General features: G+C 64.2%; 20 protein-coding genes. 10 read left to right on the forward strand and 10 right to left on the reverse strand.

Annotation, left to right across the window (positions count from 1 at the left end; genetic code table 11):
• The first annotated feature begins 70 nt into the window (after positions 1–70).
• The 3 genes from MM194_RS06665 to MM194_RS06675 all read left to right on the forward strand — a co-directional run bounded on the left by MM194_RS06665 (position 71) and on the right by MM194_RS06675 (position 2,399).
• On the forward strand, positions 71–247 hold the full coding sequence (locus tag MM194_RS06665) for a hypothetical protein (protein WP_152599308.1): 177 nt from the start codon (positions 71–73) through the stop codon (positions 245–247).
• 155 nt (positions 248–402) lie between these two features.
• The gene (locus tag MM194_RS06670) at positions 403–1,671 is read left to right on the forward strand and encodes an aminotransferase class I/II-fold pyridoxal phosphate-dependent enzyme (protein ID WP_241343094.1); all 1,269 of its coding nucleotides are present in this window, start codon (positions 403–405) and stop codon (positions 1,669–1,671) included.
• 101 nt (positions 1,672–1,772) lie between these two features.
• Entirely contained in the window at positions 1,773–2,399 is a 627-nt protein-coding gene (locus MM194_RS06675) for a glutathione S-transferase family protein (protein WP_241343095.1), read from the forward strand.
• 183 nt (positions 2,400–2,582) lie between these two features.
• On the opposite strand, the gene MM194_RS06680 is transcribed toward MM194_RS06675, so the two are convergent.
• Complete coding sequence (locus MM194_RS06680; protein ID WP_241343096.1) at positions 2,583–3,758, reverse strand: iron-containing alcohol dehydrogenase; 1,176 nt, start codon at positions 3,756–3,758, stop codon at positions 2,583–2,585.
• A 222-nt stretch (positions 3,759–3,980) separates the two neighbouring features.
• Between MM194_RS06680 and MM194_RS06685 the strand changes: the two genes are divergently transcribed.
• On the forward strand, positions 3,981–4,565 hold the full coding sequence (locus MM194_RS06685; RefSeq protein WP_241343097.1) for a hypothetical protein: 585 nt from the start codon (positions 3,981–3,983) through the stop codon (positions 4,563–4,565).
• A gap of 140 nt (positions 4,566–4,705) precedes the next feature.
• Here MM194_RS06685 and MM194_RS06690 read toward each other — a convergent pair whose 3' ends face one another.
• Complete coding sequence (locus MM194_RS06690; RefSeq protein ID WP_033131460.1) at positions 4,706–5,140, reverse strand: hypothetical protein; 435 nt, start codon at positions 5,138–5,140, stop codon at positions 4,706–4,708.
• Between the two features lie 399 nt (positions 5,141–5,539).
• Here MM194_RS06690 and MM194_RS06695 point away from each other — a divergent pair, with 399 nt between their 5' ends.
• Positions 5,540–7,012 (forward strand): C69 family dipeptidase, encoded by a 1,473-nt coding sequence (locus MM194_RS06695; protein WP_241343098.1) that lies wholly within the window; start codon positions 5,540–5,542, stop codon positions 7,010–7,012.
• Positions 7,013–7,073: 61 nt separating this feature from the next.
• On the opposite strand, the gene MM194_RS06700 is transcribed toward MM194_RS06695, so the two are convergent.
• Positions 7,074–7,820: an SDR family oxidoreductase gene (locus tag MM194_RS06700; RefSeq protein ID WP_241343099.1), complete on the reverse strand. Its 747-nt coding sequence runs from the start codon at positions 7,818–7,820 to the stop codon at positions 7,074–7,076.
• A gap of 61 nt (positions 7,821–7,881) precedes the next feature.
• Positions 7,882–8,358 carry an N-acetyltransferase gene (locus tag MM194_RS06705; RefSeq protein WP_241343100.1) on the reverse strand — a complete coding sequence of 159 codons (477 nt, stop codon included), beginning with the start codon at positions 8,356–8,358 and terminating at the stop codon, positions 7,882–7,884.
• A gap of 185 nt (positions 8,359–8,543) precedes the next feature.
• Between MM194_RS06705 and MM194_RS06710 the strand changes: the two genes are divergently transcribed.
• Together MM194_RS06710 and MM194_RS06715 are read left to right on the forward strand one after the other, a co-directional pair.
• Positions 8,544–9,986, forward strand: a complete 1,443-nt coding sequence (locus MM194_RS06710) for a RimK family protein (protein WP_241343101.1) — start codon at positions 8,544–8,546, stop codon at positions 9,984–9,986.
• 24 nt (positions 9,987–10,010) lie between these two features.
• A complete protein-coding gene (locus tag MM194_RS06715) occupies positions 10,011–10,547 on the forward strand; it encodes an MgtC/SapB family protein (protein WP_241343102.1) in 537 nt (178 codons plus the stop codon).
• A gap of 60 nt (positions 10,548–10,607) precedes the next feature.
• On the opposite strand, the gene MM194_RS06720 is transcribed toward MM194_RS06715, so the two are convergent.
• Together MM194_RS06720 and MM194_RS06725 are read right to left on the reverse strand one after the other, a co-directional pair.
• Positions 10,608–12,239 carry an alpha-amylase family protein gene (locus tag MM194_RS06720; protein ID WP_241343103.1) on the reverse strand — a complete coding sequence of 544 codons (1,632 nt, stop codon included), beginning with the start codon at positions 12,237–12,239 and terminating at the stop codon, positions 10,608–10,610.
• Between the two features lie 124 nt (positions 12,240–12,363).
• Complete coding sequence (locus tag MM194_RS06725) at positions 12,364–12,636, reverse strand: DUF2442 domain-containing protein (RefSeq protein WP_033131468.1); 273 nt, start codon at positions 12,634–12,636, stop codon at positions 12,364–12,366.
• A 262-nt stretch (positions 12,637–12,898) separates the two neighbouring features.
• Between MM194_RS06725 and MM194_RS06730 the strand changes: the two genes are divergently transcribed.
• Complete coding sequence (locus tag MM194_RS06730; RefSeq protein WP_241343104.1) at positions 12,899–14,863, forward strand: LTA synthase family protein; 1,965 nt, start codon at positions 12,899–12,901, stop codon at positions 14,861–14,863.
• A 57-nt stretch (positions 14,864–14,920) separates the two neighbouring features.
• On the opposite strand, the gene MM194_RS06735 is transcribed toward MM194_RS06730, so the two are convergent.
• Positions 14,921–15,391: an Lrp/AsnC family transcriptional regulator gene (locus MM194_RS06735; protein ID WP_033131470.1), complete on the reverse strand. Its 471-nt coding sequence runs from the start codon at positions 15,389–15,391 to the stop codon at positions 14,921–14,923.
• A gap of 160 nt (positions 15,392–15,551) precedes the next feature.
• Here MM194_RS06735 and MM194_RS06740 point away from each other — a divergent pair, with 160 nt between their 5' ends.
• Entirely contained in the window at positions 15,552–16,067 is a 516-nt protein-coding gene (locus MM194_RS06740; RefSeq protein ID WP_033131471.1) for a tyrosine-protein phosphatase, read from the forward strand.
• A gap of 158 nt (positions 16,068–16,225) precedes the next feature.
• Here the strand turns inward: MM194_RS06740 and metA are convergent, their stop codons facing one another.
• Positions 16,226–17,173 carry a homoserine O-succinyltransferase gene (gene metA, locus MM194_RS06745; RefSeq protein WP_033131472.1) on the reverse strand — a complete coding sequence of 316 codons (948 nt, stop codon included), beginning with the start codon at positions 17,171–17,173 and terminating at the stop codon, positions 16,226–16,228.
• A gap of 142 nt (positions 17,174–17,315) precedes the next feature.
• Positions 17,316–17,612, reverse strand: a complete 297-nt coding sequence (locus tag MM194_RS06750) for a CG2 omega domain protein (protein WP_152599314.1) — start codon at positions 17,610–17,612, stop codon at positions 17,316–17,318.
• Between the two features lie 250 nt (positions 17,613–17,862).
• Here MM194_RS06750 and MM194_RS06755 point away from each other — a divergent pair, with 250 nt between their 5' ends.
• Complete coding sequence (locus MM194_RS06755; protein WP_241343105.1) at positions 17,863–19,026, forward strand: CinA family nicotinamide mononucleotide deamidase-related protein; 1,164 nt, start codon at positions 17,863–17,865, stop codon at positions 19,024–19,026.
• A 112-nt stretch (positions 19,027–19,138) separates the two neighbouring features.
• Here the strand turns inward: MM194_RS06755 and MM194_RS06760 are convergent, their stop codons facing one another.
• Positions 19,139–19,672, reverse strand: coding sequence for a metal-dependent hydrolase (locus tag MM194_RS06760; RefSeq protein WP_052101116.1), 534 nt, complete (start codon positions 19,670–19,672; stop codon positions 19,139–19,141).
• Positions 19,673–19,725 lie beyond the last annotated feature (53 nt).

Raw genomic sequence — 19,725 nt, forward strand, 5'->3', positions numbered from 1 at the left:
CAGTTTTTACTTCCTCATTTTAGCTCAATACTGTTGTCGAACATGAGCACAACCTCACAGGAGCACCATCATGAGCCAAGCATCTTCCCCCAAACCGAGCCAGATCCAGCAAACCCTGCGCCGTTACTTCCAGCGGATCCTGCCCCGCCCGTTGCCGTCAGTCGAGGATCCCATGGCCCAGCTCAACCGCCTGATGCAGTGGGACATGCACCAGATAGACGACAGGGAGTATCGCCGCCGCCTCTGATTGGGCCAGGACTCCGGGCAGGGAAGGGCGCCGCAGGATCACTGCAAGCCCCTGACAATGCTTTGCCGGATTGGGTGGTTTACATCGGCGTAGGGCCTGCTAGATTGGACGTCTATCCATCCATAATGGCGACGACGTCCAACAAGGAGTGTGTGATGAAAGATGCGACCCTGGCCCTGCACCACGGCTTTTCCCACGATCCCGCCACCAAGGCTGTGGCCGTGCCCATCTACCAGACGGTGGCCTACGAGTTCGACAGCGCCCAGCACGGGGCGGATCTGTTCAACCTGGCGGTGCCTGGCAACATCTACACCCGCATCATGAATCCCACCAACGACGTGCTGGAACAACGGATGGCCGCCCTCGAGGGGGGCATCGCCGGGCTGGTGGTCTCGGCGGGTTCCGCCGCCATCACCTACGCCATCCAGGCGCTGACCGCCGCCGGCGACAATATCGTCTCCACCCCCCAGCTCTATGGCGGCACCTACACATTGTTCGCCCACATGCTGCCGAGCTTCGGGGTCGAGGTGCGCTTCGCCGCGGATGACAGCGCCGAGGCCATCGCCGCCCTCATCGACGACAAGACCAAGGCGGTCTATTGCGAGAGCATCGGCAACCCGGCGGGCAACATCGTCGATCTGGCGGCCTTCGCCAAGGTGGCCCACGCCCGCGGCGTGCCGCTCATCGTCGACAATACCGTCGCCACCCCTGTGCTGTGCAAACCCATCGAACACGGCGCCGACATAGTGGTGCACAGCCTCACCAAGTACGTGGGCGGCCACGGCAACTCCCTCGGCGGTGTCATCGTCGACTCGGGCAAGTTCCCCTGGGCGGATCACCCCGCGCGCTTCCCCCAACTCACCCAGCCGGAGCCCTCCTACCACGGGGTTGTCTATACGGAAGCCTTCGGCCCGGCGGCCTTCATCGGCCGGGTGCGCACAGTGCCCCTGCGCAACACAGGGGCGGCGCTGGCCCCCATGAACGCCTTCCTGCTGCTGCAGGGGCTGGAAACTCTGAGCCTGCGCATGGAGCGCCACGTGGACAACGCCCTGCGGGTCGCCCATCACCTTAAAGGTCACCCCAAGGTGGCCTGGGTCAGCTACGCCGGCCTGCCGGGCCATCCCCACTACCCGCTGGCGGAGAAGTACATGGGCGGCCGCCCCTCGGCCATCCTCTCCTTCGGTCTGAAGGAAGGGTATGAGGCCGGGGTCCGCTTCTACGACGCCCTCAAGATCTTCAAGCGGCTGGTCAATATCGGCGACGCCAAGTCCCTGGCCTGCCACCCCGCCTCCACCACCCACCGCCAGCTGAGCGAGGCGGAGCAAGCCAGGGCCGGGGTCAAGCCGGAGATGATCCGGCTGTCGGTGGGGATCGAAGCCATCGAGGACATACTGGCGGATCTGGATCAGGCGCTGGAGGCCTGAGTCAGCACAGAGCGGGCATCTGCCCGCTCTTTTTTGCCTGCCGATGAACCAGTCACCACGCCAGCGCGTATCAGCCGTTTCCGCCACCCATTGAGGTTCCCATGATAGTCCTGCACCACCTGAACAAGTCCCGCTCCCAACGCATCATCTGGCTGCTCGAAGAGCTGGGCCTGCCCTACCAGATCAAGGCCTACCAGCGCAACGCCACCAGCTTCCTGGCGCCCCCCGAGCTCAAGGCCATCCACCCCCTCGGCAAGTCACCCGTCATCGAGTTCGACGGCCGGGTGCTGGCGGAGTCCGGCGCCATCACCGAGTACCTGATCGCCCGCCACGCCCCGGAGCGGCTGGCGCCAGCCACCGACAGCCCCGACTACCCCGAGTACCTGCAATGGATCCACTTCGCCGAAAGCTCCGGCATCTTGCCGCTGCTGCTGGACATGTTCGTGCGCAAGGATGGCAGCCCGATGCGCTTCCTGCCGGGTTACGCCAAGGCGGAGTGCGCCAAGGTACTGGGCTATCTCAATGAGGTGCTGGCCAGCCGCCACTATCTGGTGGGGGATCGCCTCTCCGGCGCCGACATCATGAACTCCTTCCTGGTGGATCTGCTGGCCCAGAGCGGTCAGCTGGCCCAGTTCCCGCACCTTAAGAGCTACTGGGAACGCCTTAATACCCATCCGGCCCGCCAGAAGGCGGCCGCCCTGGAGCGCGAGCTGGATCAGAGCGCCTGATCGACTGCCCGTGCCCTGGAATGCAAAACGCCCCGACAATCGGGGCGTTTTGCGTTCAGGCCAGATCCTGAAGATCACAGCGCGTGGGAGAGGATCCTGGCGACCTTGTCCGGATCTATGTCCTGCTGCTCCCCGAGCGAAGTTAGGCCGAAGCGCTTGAGGTTGGAGCACAGAACGCAGGGATCACAGCGCGTGGGAGAGGATCCTGGCGACCTTGTCCGGATCTATGTCCTGCTGCTCCCCGAGCGAAGTCAGGCCGAAGCGCTTGAGGTTGGAGCAGATCGCCGGGATGCTGCTCTCCGTCAGGCCATAGTCGACGAGGCGGGTGCCCACCCCCATCTGCTGGAAGAACTGCTCGGTGCGGATAATCGCCTCCTCGATGCGCAGTGCCCTGTCCTCCCGGCTGGAGTGCCAGACCCGCTCGGCAAACTGGGCCAGCTTCTCCTGCTTCTGGGCGGCCTGCTCCCGCAGCAAGGAGGGCAGCACCACCGCCAGGCTCTGGGCATGATCCAGCCCATAGAGGGCGGTCAGCTGATGGCCGATGGCGTGGGTGGACCAGTCCTGGGGCACCCCACGGCCGATGAGGCCGTTGAGCGCCAGGCTGGCGGCCCACATCAGGTTGGCCCGCACCTGATAGTTGGTGGGCTCCTTCAGCGCCCTGGGCCCGTTGTCCACCAGCACCTGCAGCAAGCCTTCCGCCAGCCTGTCCTGCACCTCGCCACCCACCGGGAAGGTGAGGTACTGCTCGATGATGTGGACGAAGGCATCCACCACCCCATTGCCAATCTGGCGCGTCGGCAGGCTGTAAGTGGTGGTGGGATCCAGCACCGCAAATTGCGGCAGCACCTGCGGGCTCATGAAGGAGAGCTTGGCATCCCCCCGGCTCACCACGGCGGCGGGATTGCTCTCGGAGCCGGTGGCGGGCAGGGTCAGCACGCAGCCAAGGGGCAGCGCCGCCTTGACCGGCGTCTTGTGCAGCAGCAGGTCCCAGGGATCCTCCCCCTCGAAACAGGCGGCGGCGGCCACGAACTTGGTGCCATCCACTACAGAGCCACCACCGACCGCCAGCAGGAAGTCGATGCGCTCGCGCTTCACCAGGGCCACCGCCTCCATCAGCTGATCGTATTGGGGGTTGGCGCCGATACCGGGGAACTCCTGCCAATCCAGGCCAGCCAGGGCGTCACACAGCTGCTGATAGACCCCGTTTGTCTTGATGCTGCCACCGCCGTAGAGCACCAGCAGGCGACTGCCGCTCGGGATAAGCTCCGGCAGGCTGGCTATCTGGCCCTCCCCGAAACAGATGCGGGTGGGATTGGCATATTGGAAGTTGTACACGGCAGAGCCCTCGGTTGAATGCATGCAGAAGGATTGTGCGCCCGCACTCGCGGGAGGTCAAAAAACGGGAGCGGGCTACCAAAATGGGGTGGTCAGGCATTCGGTATGAGGTTCTCGGGTGTGACTTTGCTATGGTGTCACTGGGAGGAGGCGGCACAGCCCCTCCCCATCATCATGGCGCCAACGCCGTTTCGCCATCGAGGCGCCTCTGACGAGGTGCCATCTCCCAGCCACAGGGTCTCAATTATGAAACTGAAACACGCATGGATCGCCGGTCTGCTCAGCCTCTCCCCCACCGCCCTGGTGTACGCCGCCGAGGTGGCCACCAATGTGGCGATCGCCCCCGGCCAGGCCAGCCTGGCGGAAGAGGTGACGGCCAAGGCGACCATCACCGCCATCGACACCGCGACCCGCAAGGTCAGCCTGAAGAATGCCGAAGGCCAGGTCTTCGATATCGTCGCCGGCGACGAGGTGACCAATCTGCAGAACCTCAAGGTGGGGGACGAGGTGGCGCTGCGCTACCTGCAACTGCTGGATCTGGAGCTGCTCAAGGGCACCGCCGGGGTGAGAAAACGGGTAGTGGAGGTCGAGGGGAGCAAGGCCGCCGCGGGGGATAAACCGGGCGCCGGAGCCGGCATGCAGGTGATCATCTATGCGGACGTCATCGACGTCGACAAGGCGCAGCAGAGCATCAGGGTCAAGGGCGTGGACAAGACCCTCACCCTCAAGGTGAAGGATCCGGCGCAGTTCGCCCTGATCGCCAAGGGGGATCAGATCAAGGCGGTCCAGACCACCGCCATCGGCATCGGAATAGTGCCGGAACAGAAATAAGGCCCTCGCCCTTCAACATCCACAGGGAGGGCCAGCCCTCCCTGCTTCGTCCCCCTGCCTTGCCACTCTCTCGCCAGCCCCAGGGGCAATCCCTTGCCTCCATGACGTTCAAGATTGCCGTTTGGGCCTGACTCGCGGCGCTAGGCGATCTTCTCTTCCGATTTCTTGCCGGTGAGCTTGTCCATGGCCGCCTTGAGCATGGCGTCGCGCTGCTCGGTCAGGGCCTTGGTCTGCTGCTCCCGCTCCTCGCTCGACAACTGTTTGTTGTCGGCCACGCTCTTGATCTGACTCTCGAGATCGTCAAATTTCTTGCGATCGAAGCCCAGCGCCTTGTCCACCAGCTGCTGCACCAGCGCATTATTGGCGCCGCCACTCTGGCTCGCGCTCTTGCCGCTCCTGGCCAGATGTTCGTAAGTCAGCACCTGCTGCGCCTTGCCGGTCAGCACCTGGCTGGAGAGGCTGACCTGCTGATCCCAGCCGCCGCCCTGCTGGCTATCGTCGCCGCTGAGGGTCGCCAGGGCACGGCTATAGGATGCACTCTGGGCGAGTTGCTGGGTGTAGGGTTTGATATCCATGGGGACTCCAAGCTGCCGGCCGAGCCGGAAATCGGGGACAGACTCCCCGCCATGGTCAGGGCTCAGCAAGTAGCAGGCCAACTTGTCAGCACACTCCCGCCGACTTCCCCATCATTATTCTGCCTCTGCACCCAGCAACCACAGATGCCACCAACCATCTTTTCTTTTGCCGAACTAAACACAGGAATGAACGGTAGATCACAAAATAAACAACCATGGAGGCATACCATGCCAGCGCACAATCTGGTCAGGACGCAGTATTGTGGATGATATGTTTGAAATATCAATAACATGCAGACCCATTCTTCGGCATCAATGCAGTGCCGCACCCGGCCTGCGGCGATCCGCCTCTCATCCCCTCCCCTGACTCACACTCACCTCACAGCTTCAGGCACAATAATGAAAAAACACACCTTGAGTCTCCTCTCCGCTACCCTGCTCAGCCTGCTTGGCACCAGTGCCGACGCCTGCACCGGCCTCATCGTCGGCAAGGGCGCCAGCGCGGATGGCAGCATCATGATCGCCAGAAACGAAGACTTCGGCATCAACAACTGGAACAAGTACCTCGCCTTCCACCCGGCCCAGCAGAACGAGGGCAAGCTATGGAAACTGGGCAATGGCCTGGAGGTACCCATGCCCAAGGCCTTCCTCGCCTACTCCTCCATCCGTGACTGGGATGCCGCCACCAGCGATCCCGCCGGCAAGTATTACGAGGAGCGCGGCATCAACGAGTACAACGTCGCCCTCTCCGCCACCACCAGTGCCGAGGTCAACGACAAGGCCCAGAAAGCGGATCCGCTGATCGAAAAAGGGATCATAGAAGCCATCATCCCCACCCTGATCCTGCCCCAGGCCAAGAGCGCGAAAGAGGGGGTCGAGCTGCTCGGCCACTATGTGGAGACCCATGGCGCCGGGGAGGGCAATAGCCTCTATCTGGCGGACGTGAACGAGGCCTGGTTGATGGAGATAGGCTCTGGCCACCACTGGATAGCGGTGCGGGTGCCGGACGACAGCTACGCCATGGTCGCCAACGGCCTGCGCATCCACGGGGTGAACCTGGACGACAGCCAGGTGTTGCACTCCCCCAAGCTGCTGGAGTTCGTGCGTGAGCACAAGCTGCTGGATAACGCCGACCCCAAGGACTTCAACTTCGCCAAGGCGTTCGGGGTCATCGCCGATCCCTACAACGTGGACAGGGAGTGGCTCGGCCAGCAACTGCTGAGCGCCTCCCACAAGCAGCCCACCCGCCAGGCGCAGTACCCGCTGTTCATGAAACCGGATGCCCCCATCACGGTGCCGGACGTGACCAAACTGCTCAGCGCCACCTATGAGGGCACGGCGCTGGCGGACAAGGCGGAGCGGCCCATTCGCATCGACAGGCAGCTCGAGTCCCACATCATCCAGCTGCGCAAGGAGATGCCCAAGGAGTTGCAGGGCCTCATCTGGCAGAGCTACGGCGTGCTGGCCGAGTCGGTGATGGTACCGCTCTACCACAGCCTGGAAACCTACCCCCTGCCCTATCGCAGCGGCAGTGACAGCTACTCGGATGATTCCGCCTACTGGCAGTTCCGCAGCCTGACCGCGCTGGCCAACACCAATCCGGACAAGTACCTGCCGCTGCTGCGCGGGGTCTGGGGCAAGCAGAGCGAGAAGTTCTACAAGGAGGTGGCGGTACTGGACAAGACCCTCAAGCAGACCTACGCCAGCGACAAGGCCACGGCGCTGCAACTGGCGGCCGACTACTCCTACGGTCAGCTGGAGCAGAACTATCAGCTGGCGAAAGAGCTGCGCTACAAGCTGATGACGGATCTCACCAAGAGCACTGAGAAGAAATACTCGGAGGAGGAGTTCAAGAAGATCATGAGCCTGTAGGGCCCATCAAAACAAAGAGGCACCCCGGGGTGCCTCTTCTCGTTTCGGCAGGGCGCAGAACTCAGCGACGGCTGATATTGAGCGGGCCGAAGGTCTGGGCCACCGGCATGATCTCGATGCTGTTGATGTTGACGTGGGCGGGCTGCTGGCTGACCCAGAGCACTGTGTTGGCGATGTCTTCCGGCTGGATCGCCTGCACCCCCTGATAGACGGTGGCCGCCTTGGCGTCGTCCCCATGGAAGCGCACGTTGGAGAACTCGGTGCCGCCGCACAGGCCCGGCTCCAGGTTGGTGACGCGCACCGCGCTGCCCGCCAGATCGGCCCGCAGGTTCAGGCTGAACTGCTTCACGAACGCCTTGGTAGCGCCGTAGACGTTGCCGCCCGGGTAGGGGTAGGTGCCGGCGATGGAACCGATGTTGATCACGTGACCGCGATTGCGTTCGACCATGCCCGGCAGCAGCAGGCGGGTGAGCAGGGTCAGACCGCTGACGTTGGTGGCGATCATCTGCTCCCAGTCCTCCAGATCCGCCTTGTGGGCGGGCTCGAGCCCGAGCGCCAGGCCGGCGTTGTTGACCAGCAGATCCACCTCTTGCCACGCAGCCGGCAGGCCCTCGATGGCGGCCTTGGTGGCGGCCTTGTCCTGCACGTCGAACACCAGCGGCAGGAAGCCGGCGCCCAGCTCCTCGGCCAGGGCGGCCAGCCGCTCGGCGCGTCGACCCGTGCCTATCACCCGGTAGCCCGCGCTCACCAGCAGGCGACTGATCGCCTCACCGAAGCCGGACGAGGCACCCGTTACCATTGCAATCATCTGAACCTCCATTATCTACACCGCCATAGTTATCTATCTTGTTGAAACGAAATGCATTCACTCATGAGCCCGCGCCCTCGTCGCCGGCGACCAGCGGCAGCACCAGACGGTGCGCATGCTGGCCCGGCCCATAGTAGTCGGGCAGCCTGAGCTGGGCACGAAATCCCAGCCCCTGATAGAGCGCGAGGGCCTCGGCGTTGGCATCGGCCACCTCAAGTCGGATGGCGCCCCAGCCGGCCGCCCTGCCCTCCGAAATGACCTGCTCCAGCAGGCGGCGGGCCCAGCCCTGGCGGCGCACCGTCCAGCGGATGGCGAGGGTCTGGATCACCAGTCGATCCCAGCCCCTGTGCTCCAGCACGCTGAGATAGCCTAGCAGCTGTTCCTTGTCGTCTTGCAGCAGCAGGGTGCGGCCCTTGGCCTGATTCAGCAGATAGTGCCAGCGGCTGCGGCCGAAGGCGACTTCGGGGGGAAAACAGTAGCGCTCAAGCCTGACGATGGCGCCCACATCATCGGCTCGGGCCGTGCGCACGGTCAACACGGGGTGTCCTCATTCGGTTATTTATCCTCAGCACCAACAATGCGACTTGTATCACAGGTTACCAAGGCAGAATATTAGGCACTGTAACCTCTTGTTTCCCCTCGCGCCATTGTCGTGCTTGTCGGTGCATCGAAGCCCACTGGGGATACTGCCGTCCTGGCAGTCTGATCCGTGGAGCCAACAATATGAGTACTTATGTCATCGTCGAGGAGCCGGGCGACTGGCCCTGCCATGCCGATTATCTGCTGACCGCCCGCACCTATCTGCAGCACGGCCTGCCCACCACCGGGGGCCGCCCCCGCATCATCAACCTGTGCCGCTCGCTGGAGCACCTGAGCGCCGGTTATTACTGCTCCCTGCTGGCCCAGGCCCGCAGCCACCACTGCCTGCCGGGCTTGCAGGCCATCAGCGTGCTGCAACCCCAGCAGCCGCCCGCCAAGCTGTGGCGCAAGCTGCAGGGCTGGCTGGCCCGCCAGAGCGAGGACAGGATCCGGGTGCGCGCCATCTTCGGCCAGTGCGAGCAGAACGAGCTGGCGGGGCTGGCCCGCTACTACTACGGCCTGAGCCAGCTGCCGCTGCAAGAGTTGACCCTCAAGCGCGGCCGCCACGGCTGGTCGGTGCGCCGGCAGCAGAGCCTCTCCCCGCAGGATCTGAGCCCGCGCGAGCGGGAGCTGATGCTGCAACACGCCCAAGCGCTGGTCGGCGCGGGGGACGAGGAGCAGGCCGCCCCCCTCTATCAGCTCGCCATCCTGGTGGATCCCGATGACGGCCGCGCCAGCAGCGATGCCCTGGCCCTGACACGTTTCATCGAGGCCGCCGCCGCCCAGGGGATCCGGGCCGAGATCCTGGCACCCTCCGCCATCGAGCGGCTGCCGGAATTCGACAGCCTCTGGCTGCGCGCCGAGACGGCGGTCGGCCACTACACCTTCGAGTTCGCCCGCAGCGCCGAGCAGCTCAAGATGCCGGTCATCGACAGCTCCCGCGCCATCCTCGCCTGCAGCAACAAGCTCTATCTCTACGAGCTGATGGTGCGCAGCGGCGTGCCCATGCCGCCGACCATGGTGGTGACCCGCCGTGGCCGCCACCACACCGGCGAGCTGGTGCAACGGCTCGGGCTGCCGCTGATGGTGAAGGTGCCCGATGGCGCCCAGGGCCGGGATCTTGCCATGGCCAGCGACGAGCAGCAGCTCGCCCGCCTGCTGGACGAGGGCCTTGGTCGCTCCGCCCTGCTGCTGGTGCAGAGCCGGATCCCCGCCGAATTCGACTGGCGCATCGGCTTTCTCGACGGCTCGCCCTTGTTCGCCTGCCGCCGCTTCCGCCCGGAGCCCGGCAACCGCATTCGCCGCCGCAAACACCCCCTCGACATGAGCCGGATCGAGGCGTTGCCCCTGAACGAGGTGCCGGAGCGGGTGCTGCAGACCGCCCGCCGCGCCGTCCATCAGCTCGGCAACGGCCTGTTCGGGGTGGACCTGCGCCAGCAGGGGCAAGGCTGCGTGCTGCTGGAAATCATCGACAATCCCTGGATACGTGGCGATATTGAAGACAGGGAGGCGAAGGACCTCTACGAGCGCCTGGCCAGGGCCTTCCGGCAGCGGCTGGAGAACCGGGGGCAGGGCGCGGCAGGATAACAAGCAGCGATTGCAGAGGTGGTTATGATGACAACGCAGTGGTGGGACATAGCGCCCCTTGGCTGGGAGAACATCCTGGTCTGTCTGGTGTGTGGCACCCTGGTGGGGCTGGAGCGGCAACTGCGCGGCAAGCCGGTCGGCATTCGCACCTCCTCCCTCATCATCCTCGGGACTTACTGCTTCCTCGCTCTCGGGTCCGTGGTCAGCCCCCAGAGCGCGGATCAGGCGCGGGTGCTTGGCCAGCTCATCACCGGGGTCGGTTTTCTCGGCGCCGGGGTCATGATGACCCGGGATGGCCACGTGCTGGGGGTCACCTCGGCCGCCACCATCTGGATGCTGGCGGCCCTCGGCGCCCTGATCGGCATGGGCATGCTGCACCAGGCGCTGCTGCTCACCGGCGTCACCCTGGCCATCCTGGTGGGGGTGGATTACCTGGAGACCAGCTTCAAGAGCCTGCGCCGCGGCGTGCACAACCGGCTGGAACACTGGCGCAACGGCAACGAGCGCGGCGTGCAGGCCCGCCCCCGTCAGGAGGAGCTCGGTGGCGGCCTCGAGAAGTGACCCTACCGCCAGCTGGCAACAAAAAGGGCTCCCGCGGGAGCCCTTTTGCTGTTTGCCGTCTTATTGCAGCAGCAGGAAACGGCCGCTGAGGGGCGGCAGGTCCACCGTCACTGTGCTGCCCCCCATCGCCAGGCTCTCGCCGCTCTGCAGATCCAGCAAGGCGCTGCCGCTGCGCAGCTTGCCAACCGGCAGGCTGTAGCTCTGGGGCATGGTGGAGACGTTGAGCAGGTAGACGATCTGCTCCCCTTTCGTCTGCTTGATGTCGCCGTAGATGCTGCCGTCGGCCACCAGCTTGACCCGCTCCCCCTGATAGAGCGCGGGGTGCTTGGCCCGCAGGCCCAGCAAGGTGCTCAGCCACTGCTTGAGCTCGGCCTGCTCGCTGCTCGCCACGAAGCCGGCGACACCGGGTACCTTGCCGTCGCTGCGGGCCACGTGATCGTCGCACAATCCCTGGGCCGCACAGTTATCGGTCACCTGCTTGGCGAAGCCCGGCACCTCGTCCCCGAACTCCTCGCCGTAATAGAGGGTGATGGGACCGGAGCGGGCCGCCAGGAAGCTGAAGGCCGCCTTGTGGCGCTGCCAGTAATCCGCCGGGTTGAAGTTGCCGCGCTGGACCAGATCGCCGAAGCGCACCAGATCGTGGTTGCCCAGCATCAGGTTCGGCATGGCGTGGTTGGGATAGTTTTCCACCTTGTTCCAGCTGGCATCGAGCACGCTGGCCCCCTGCCCGCCCTTGCCGGACTCCTCCACCGCCAGCGCCTGCATCAGGCCATAGCGCAACGGGAAGTCGAACGCCGAGGGCAGCGCCGGATTGTCGCTCGGGCCATAGGCCTCGTTGCGGATGTCGTCAGCCCCCTTCCACACTTCCCCCACCAGGTAGCCGAGCGTGCCCCACTGCTGGCCTGCCGCCTTGCGCGCCGCGCTCGCCTGCTCCACCTCGGTGCGAATGGCGCGCCAGTCATCCAGCCCCAGCTGATAGGCCTGATCGAGGCGCCAGCCGTCGATGCCGTACTGCTCGACCCAGTAGCGTGCCACCTCCTTGAAGTAGGCCAGGCTCTCCGGCTTGCCGTAGTCCACCAGCTGGCCCGGATAGCCGGCGCCGCCGCTCTTGAGGGCGGGCAGCCGTCCCTCGGGCGACGGCTTGCTCACCCCCACCTTGTTGACGTGGCCGAACACACCGTCGAGGAAGACGTAGAGACCGCGTTTGTGCGCCTCCTCCACCAGGGTCTTGAGTTTGGCGTTGCTGCCGAAGTTGGGGTCGACGTTGAAGAAGTCGCAGGCGAAGTAGCCGGTGGCGTCCAGCCTGTCGTCCCCGGCCTGGCCGGCGCAGGAGTCGAACACCGGGGTCAGCCAGATGGCGTTGACGTTGAGGCTCTTGATGTGGTCCAGGCTGTCGATGATCCCCTGCAGATCGCCGTTGTGCTGGGAAGGACCGTAGCCAACCCCGTAGTTGGCGGCGCCATCTCCGTCGACGAAGGACTCCACCATCAGCTGATAGGTTCGCAGGTTGCAGGCGGGCTGATCGGCGCCATAGCAGGCGCGGCTGGCCGTCGCCACCGGTGGCTGAGTGACCGGCGGATTGACCACGGGGGGCTGGGGCTCGGTGCTGGATCCACCGCCCCCGCTGCCGCAGGCCGACAAGAACAAGGCAGCCCCGAGCAGGCCACCGTAGCGCAACGTTCCCTGTTTCATTGTTATCTTCCCGCTGTGGAGGTACAGGCGCAGGGTGCGCCTTACTGGGGTCATGATAACCAGCGGAAAAAAACGGGTCTGTGACTGAAAACGTTATCTGGCTCAGTGGGTTAGCCAGCCATTCTCAGTGTGGATTGCGCTCGTTGAAGGCGCTGCGCTCGTCGACGGCCTTGATCAGGTGGTAGACCTCCTGGGCGGCCAGCATGCAGCCTCCCGGCCACTCCAGCTGATGGCGACGATTGATGAAGACCCGGGCGAAGCGACGCTCCGAGTCGATGGCGGCAAACAGCGGTTGATCCCGCCAAGGGGCCAGATCCAGCGCCCCCGTGGTGCCATCCGAGAGCACCACGAACAGGCACCACCCCTGCAAATACTCGACATCGAGAAAGACCGGCATGATAGCGGCTCCGATTGAGAGACTCCCGCGCCATTATAGGCACGCCCCCTTCCCCGCTTTGCAGTGGGGATCACACTTCTTCCAGCCGTTTATCTCGTACTGGTCCGAGGACTCCGTCACAATGAGGCCATTGCAGCGGCGGTGTCTGCGTCTTTTTCCTGTCCCGTACGCAACCTTTTCCAGGCCCCATGGTCATATCCCTGCAACATAAAAAAATGCCCGAGGACGGGCATAAAAAATCAGGCTTTTATCAGGAAAAACAATGACAAAAATAAGGAATTGGCTGGGTCCATTTTGGCCCATTGCCATCTTTTCGGTGATCGCGCTACTCAGCCTCACCGCCAGCCGGGCAGCCCTCGGACTCTGGCAACAGGAGCGCGTCGACGCCGTCGCCGGCTGGTCACAGATGCTGCTGCAGGGATTGCGCGTCGACGTCGCCACCCTCTGCTGGCTGTGGGGCGTCCCCGCGGTCTTCACCCTGCTGCTGGCAGGCCCTCACGCCCTCGGCCGGGCCTGGCTCATGCTGATCCGGGTCTGGCTGACCCTGGGGCTCTGGCTGATGCTGTTCCTGGAGATCTCTACCCCCTCCTTCGTCACCGAATACGGGGTGCGCCCCAACCGCCTCTACATCGAATACCTCATCTACCCGAAAGAGGTGCTCGCCATGCTGTGGGCCGGTCGCAAGGGGGAGCTGCTGCTGGCCCTGGTGTTCAGCACTGCGGTGCTGGGCGGCGGCTGGTGGCTCAGCGGCCGTTTGATGCGCGGACTCAGCTTCCCCCGCTGGTACCTGAGGCCCGTCTTCGCCCTGCTGATCCTGGCCATCGGTTTCCTCGGCGCCCGCTCCAGCCTGGGGCACAGAGCCCTCAACCCCGCCATGGTGGCCTTTGCCAGCGATCCCCTGATCAATGCCCTGGTGGTCAACTCCTCCTACTCCCTGTTCTTCGCCATCAAGCAGATGGGGGCCGAGGAGCACGCCGGGGAGTTCTATGGTGAGTTGCCAAGGGAGCGGATCCTGGCACTGGTGCGCCAGGAGAGCGGCCGCCCCGACCAGGACTTCAGCTCGGAGGCCTTGCCGAGCCAGACCTTCAACGAGGCCAGCTACGGCGGCAAGCCGAAGAACCTGGTGATCCTGCTGCAGGAGAGCCTGGGGGCCCAGTTCGTCGGCTCCCTCGGTGGCCTGCCACTCACCCCCCACATAGATGCGCTGTCGAAGGAGGGTTGGACCTTCAACCAGCTCTATGCCACCGGCACCCGCTCGGTGCGCGGCATCGAGGCCGTGCTGACCGGCTTCACCCCGACCCCGGCCCAGGCCGTGGTCAAGCTCGGCAAGAGCCAGACCAACTTTTTCACCATCGCGGACCTGCTGAAGCAACGGGGCTACAGCACCAGCTTCATCTACGGCGGCGAGAGCCATTTCGACAACATGCGCAGCTTCTTCCTCGGCAACGGCTTCAGCCACATCGTCGAGCAGAAGGACTTCGAGAACCCGGTGTTCGAAGGCTCCTGGGGCGCCTCGGACGAGGATCTGATGGCCAAGGCGGACGAGACCTTCCGGGCCCTGAGCAAGGAGGGCAAGCCCTTCTTCAGCCTGGTGTTCAGCTCCAGCAACCACGATCCGTTCGAATTCCCGGACGATCGCATCGCCCTCTATGAGCAGCCCAAGCAGACCCGCAACAACGCCGCCAAGTATGCGGATTACGCCGTCGGTGAATTCTTCAAGAAGGCCCGCCAATCGGACTACTGGAAAGACACCCTGTTCCTGGTCATCGCCGATCACGACAGCCGGGTCGGCGGCGCCAGCCTGGTACCCATCCCCCGCTTCCACATCCCCGGCGTCATCGTCGGCGAGGGGATAAAGCCCCGCCAGGACGAGCGCGTCGTGAGCCAGATCGACATGGCGCCGACCCTGCTCTCCCTGATGGGGATAAGCGCCGACTACCCCATGCTCGGCAAGGATCTGACCCGGATGCCGGACGACTGGCCGGGGCGCGCCATCATGCAGTACGACAAGAACTTCGCCCTGATGCGGGGCAAGGACGTGGTGATACTGCAGCCGGAGCGGCCAGCTGAGGGTTATGTCTACGATGCCGTCCGCCAGCAGCTGCGCCCGGCACCCCAGCCGGACGAGATAAAGGAGATGGCGCTGGGACTGGTGCTCTGGGGCAGCCTCGCCTACCAGCAGGGGCTCTACCAGACGGCGCCTGACAGTCGACTCGTGCTGAACTGATGAGATTCCACAGACAAAAAAACCGCCGAATGGCGGTTTTTTTCTGGTCTCTGCTGCTCAAGGCTGGGTAAAGCAGGGCAAGGAACGGCTGAATCTGTGCTCGAACACCAGGGAGGTCTCGAGGTGCACCACCTCTTCGCGCGAGGTGAAGTGATCGAACACGAAGTTGCGCAGGTGCTCGGTGTCGGCGACGCAGAGGTGCACCAGAAAATCGTCCTTGCCCCCCATGTGGAACAGGCTGATCACCTCGGGCAGGGCCAGGATGGCATCGCGGAACGCATCGATGATCTGACGGCTGTGGCGCGCCAGCTGCAGGGAGACCATGGCCTGGATGTGGCCGCCCAGCGCCTGATAATCCACCTCGCAGTGCGCTCCCTTGAGCACCCCGTCCTGTTGCAGCTTGCGTACCCGCTCCAGGCAGGTGGATGGCGCCACCCCGACCAGGGCCGCCAGATCCTTGTTGGTCATACCCGCATCGCGAAACAGATGGGCCAGGATATCCAAGTCCAGTTGATCCAGGTTTCTCATCTCTACTCCTTGCTCGCTCAATTTTTTTAGACTCTGCCCGTAAACCGGGCCGAACACAACGCAGATTGACATCCTGAGCCGGGCCTCTATGCTCTGCCCCGCTCAGGTACGGCGCCAATGAGCTCATTTGACACCAAACAGGCCCCCCACAAGGATCCCCATGCACCCTTCTCACCCCTTCTGGAGCCTGGAGGTCCCCCGCCTCGACGGGCAGTTGCTGCTCACCCCCTGCCCCGGCACCCAGCACGTGCCCATGCCGCACGCTCTCAGCCAGTTGCAACTGGCCGGTGCCCACGCCCTGATCACCCTGATGACGGGTGACGAGCTGGCCGCGTGCGCGCTGACACGGCTTGGCAAGCAGGTGGAGGCCAGGGGCATGGGCTGGTTTCATCTGCCCATCCTGGACGACGAGGCCCCCGATGCCGATTTCGAGCTAGCCTGGCAGCAGGCGTTGCCGCAGCTGATCGCGCTACTGCGGGACGGCAAGCAGCTGGCCATTCACTGCCGTGGGGGAAGCGGTCGCACCGGGCTGGTCGCCGCCCTCCTGCTGATGACGCTGGGTCAGCCACAGCGGGAGGCCATGGCCGCCATCCGGGCCCGTCGGCCCAACGCCTTCACCCTGGCTTGCCACCGCCACTGGCTGGATAGCCAGGCGGCGCGGCTGCAGGCCGACTAAGAGGGAGCCTTGGGCTGCGGGTAAGCGAACACCTTGCCGATGCCCTCCAGCTCACTGTCAGTGAGTTGGCTCGATGACATCTATGCCTTGGGCTGCTCGTAGGTGAACACCTTGCCGATGTCCTCCACCCAACTGCTAGTGAGCTGTCCCGATAGCACCTATGCCTTGGGCTGCTCGTAGGTGAACACCTTGCCGATGTCTTCCAACCGGTAGCTGGTGAGCTGGTAGACGTAGTAGTTGAGCCAGTTGGAGAACAGCAGATGGCCATGACTGCGCCAGCTGGCCCGCGGCGTCTGGCCGGGATCGTTGTCCGGGTAGTAGTTGACCGGGATGACGGGGGTGAGCCCGGCCGCCAGATCACGCTGATATTCCCCGTCCAGGGTCAAGGCATCGTATTCGGGATGGCCGGTGACGAACACCTGGCGGCAATCCTTGGTCGCCGCCAGATAGACCCCCGCCTCCTCTGACTCGGCGAAGATCTGCAGATCGGTGTGGGCGCGGATGAGATCCCCGTCGAACGCCGCATAGCGGGAGTGGGGGGCGACGAACTCGTCGTCGAAACCCCGCAGCAGCGCCTCGTGCTCATCGAGGCGATGGTGGCGATAGACCCCTGACAGCTTCTCGCCGTGGGTCTGTTTCTCCATGCCATACAAGGCCTTGAGCGCCGCCTGCACGGCCCAGCACAGGAACAGGGTCGAGGTCACATGCTGATGGGACCACTCGATGATCTCGACGATACGCGGCCAGTAGACCACCTCTTCGAACTCCACCAGCCCGAGTGGCGCCCCCGTGATGATCATGCCGTCGTAGTTGTTGCCACGCACCTGCTCGAAGTCGTGATAGAAGTTCTCCAGGTGCGCCTGGGGCGTGTTCTTCGACTCCCGATCGTCGATGCGCAGCAGATCCACGTCCACCTGCAGCGGCGAGTTGGAGAGCATCCGCATCAGCTGGATCTCGGTCTCGATCTTCTTGGGCATCAGGTTGAGGATGAGCACCCGCAGCGGGCGGATGTTCTGGGTGACGGCCCGGGATTCCGTCATCACGAAGATGTTCTCCTGCCCCAGCACTTCGGCGGCGGGCAACTGGTCCGGGATCTTGATCGGCATGCTGACTCCCTGTACTGCATCGGTAAATATGTCTGGACATCTAGAAGCCTATAATAAAGCGCCCAGCCTGTCATCAGTTACCTGTGCATTCGTCCTCCCTCGACGACACTGACAACAAGGGCGCCTGTTGGCGCCCTTGTTGTTACTTGTTTTTGTTCTTGTTGTGGCCCTTGCCAGGGTTGTTGTCCCCATGCACGCTGCTGTTTTCCTTGTTCTTGTTCTTGTTCTTGTTCTTGTTCTTGCCTTTGCCGTCGCACTCCTCATTGCTCATCTTGACGTTGCCTATCTCGACCGTCGAGCAGTTCTCATCGTGCTTGTCTTTCCACTCATCGACGTCATCGCCGTCTACGTTGATGCGCACATCGTTGGAGTTGATCTGCAAGCCAGCCCAGGCGGGGGTGCCTACCAGCAGGGCCAGCAACAAGGCTGCGTGTTTCATGGTCATGACCTTCTTTTTGAACAATTGAACAATTGGTGAGCATTTTACCCCACCTCTGTCATGGAACGTGACTGTTGCCACCGGAATACATGCCCACGCTTAAGCCAGGGTTCACCCTTGTTGCGCCTTGGTTAACAACGAGAGGCTCACCGTGCTGCCAGGACGGAGGGGATGTCGCCAGCGGCCGATGGATATTGCTACAATTGCAACCCCATCGGCGCCTGCCGCCACCCCGTTTCAAGGAGTTTGCATGCGTATCGAGATCATCAGCACCGGTGATGAGATAGTGACCGGCCTGGTGGTGGACACCAATGCCGCCTGGCTCAGCGCCCTGTTGCTGGAGCAGGGCTGGCAGGTGCGCCGCCGGCTCACAGTCGGGGACAACCTCGCGGATCTGAAAGCCGCGTTGCAGGAAAGCGCCAGCCGCGCCGAGGTGGTGCTGGTGTGCGGCGGGCTCGGCCCCACCGCCGACGATCTCACCGCCCTGGCGGCGGCCGAGGCATTTGCCCAGCCGCTGACCCTGTTCCCGGACTGGCTCGCCACTATCGAAGCGCGCTACGCCAGCCGGGGCCGTCCCATGCCGGCGAGCAACGCCAAGCAGGCCTGGCTGCCCCGGGAGTGCGAGATCCTCGACAACCCGGTCGGCACCGCCTGCGGCTTCCTGATCCAGCATCAGGCCAGCCACGGCCTGAGCCAGCTGTTCTTCACCCCGGGCGTGCCGTTCGAATTCAAGCAGATGGTGCGCGAGCAGATCCTGCCACGCCTGAAACGGCTGGCGGGGGATCAGACCGACACCGAGCTGCGCCGCTTCTACAGCTTCGGCATCTCGGAGTCGGCCCTCTCCGACAAGCTGGACGCCACCCCCTGGCCGAGCGGCATCGAGCTTGGCTACCGCTCCTCCATGCCGCTGATCGAGCTCAAACTCATCGGCCATGGGGCGGGTGCCGCCGATATGGAGGCCGCCGAAAGTCGACTGCTGGGGGAGATTTCACCCTGGCTGGTGGGACGGGGAGAGGAGGATCCGGCGCGCCAGATCCTGGCCCTGCTGGGGGATCGCAACCTGACTCTTCGGGAGGGAGAGAGTCGGGGCGCCCTGCTCGGTTTTTGCCACGAGCATCCCCATCTTGAGGCGCACTTCGATGGGCGGCTCCCGAATGAGCTGGCGCAGTTAACCGGCACGGACACAGGGCTGAGCCTGACCATAGGCAGTGCGGGAGCGGACGGGGTGCCGCTGCTGCTGTGCACCGATGGCAAGGGGATTGGTCAGACCCTCAAGGTCAGCCACCCGGATCCACAGAGCGGTCGCAAGATCCTCGCCTTCGCCGCCCTCGACATGCTGCGCCGCCACCTGCTGGGGCTGCCGGTGATCGCCGACTACCTCACCCTCCCCAGAACCGCGCAGCGCCACACTTAAGGCCCTTTATCCCCCTTCCCCTCTCTCACGAGGGGTGCAGCGCTCGGCCTGGACCGAGCGCTGTAACGCCAGACACATTCACCGAGACCCGATAGGCGGGATATCCCCGCGATCAGAGCGCCGTCAGGCGGGCGAGCGCACTGAAGGCCGTCCCGCCATGCACCCAGTAACCGGCCAGCGCCAGGGTCAGCAGACAGAACGCCGTCTCATAGCCACTGCCGCTCTTGAGCGGCAGCCAGGGCAGGCGATAACGCCGGCGCAGCGGCCAGAACAGGGGGATGCCCGCCGGGGTGAGCCAATCCCCGAGCAGATGGCTCAGGTAGCCGATGATGAGCGCATCCTTCACCACCGCCGACAGCGTGCCGGGGGCCTGGAACTGCGCCAGTCCCCAGACCGCGATGCCGACCGCCAGCAGGCTGTGGGTGAAGCCACGGTGGCCGAACAGGCGGGAGAGCGGCCCCGAGATCCAGGGCAGGCGCCGGCCGAGCAGGGAATTGGGGTGGTCGAGATCCGGCAGCAGGGCGCTGGCCAGGGCGACCGGCACCAGCTGCCAGAGGCTGGCATCGGCCAGGGCCGGGGTGAGCTGCAGTTGGTGGGCGAGCAGGGTGCAGGTAACGGAAAACAGCAGGTGGCCTTGGGCGGTCATGGATGGGTTCGATGAAGCAAGAGATGGACGGATGCGGTGCGGGCCCGGCGAGA

The organism is Aeromonas sp. MR16 (assembly GCF_022549315.1).
In the GTDB taxonomy this organism is placed as follows: domain Bacteria; phylum Pseudomonadota; class Gammaproteobacteria; order Enterobacterales; family Aeromonadaceae; genus Aeromonas; species Aeromonas aquatica.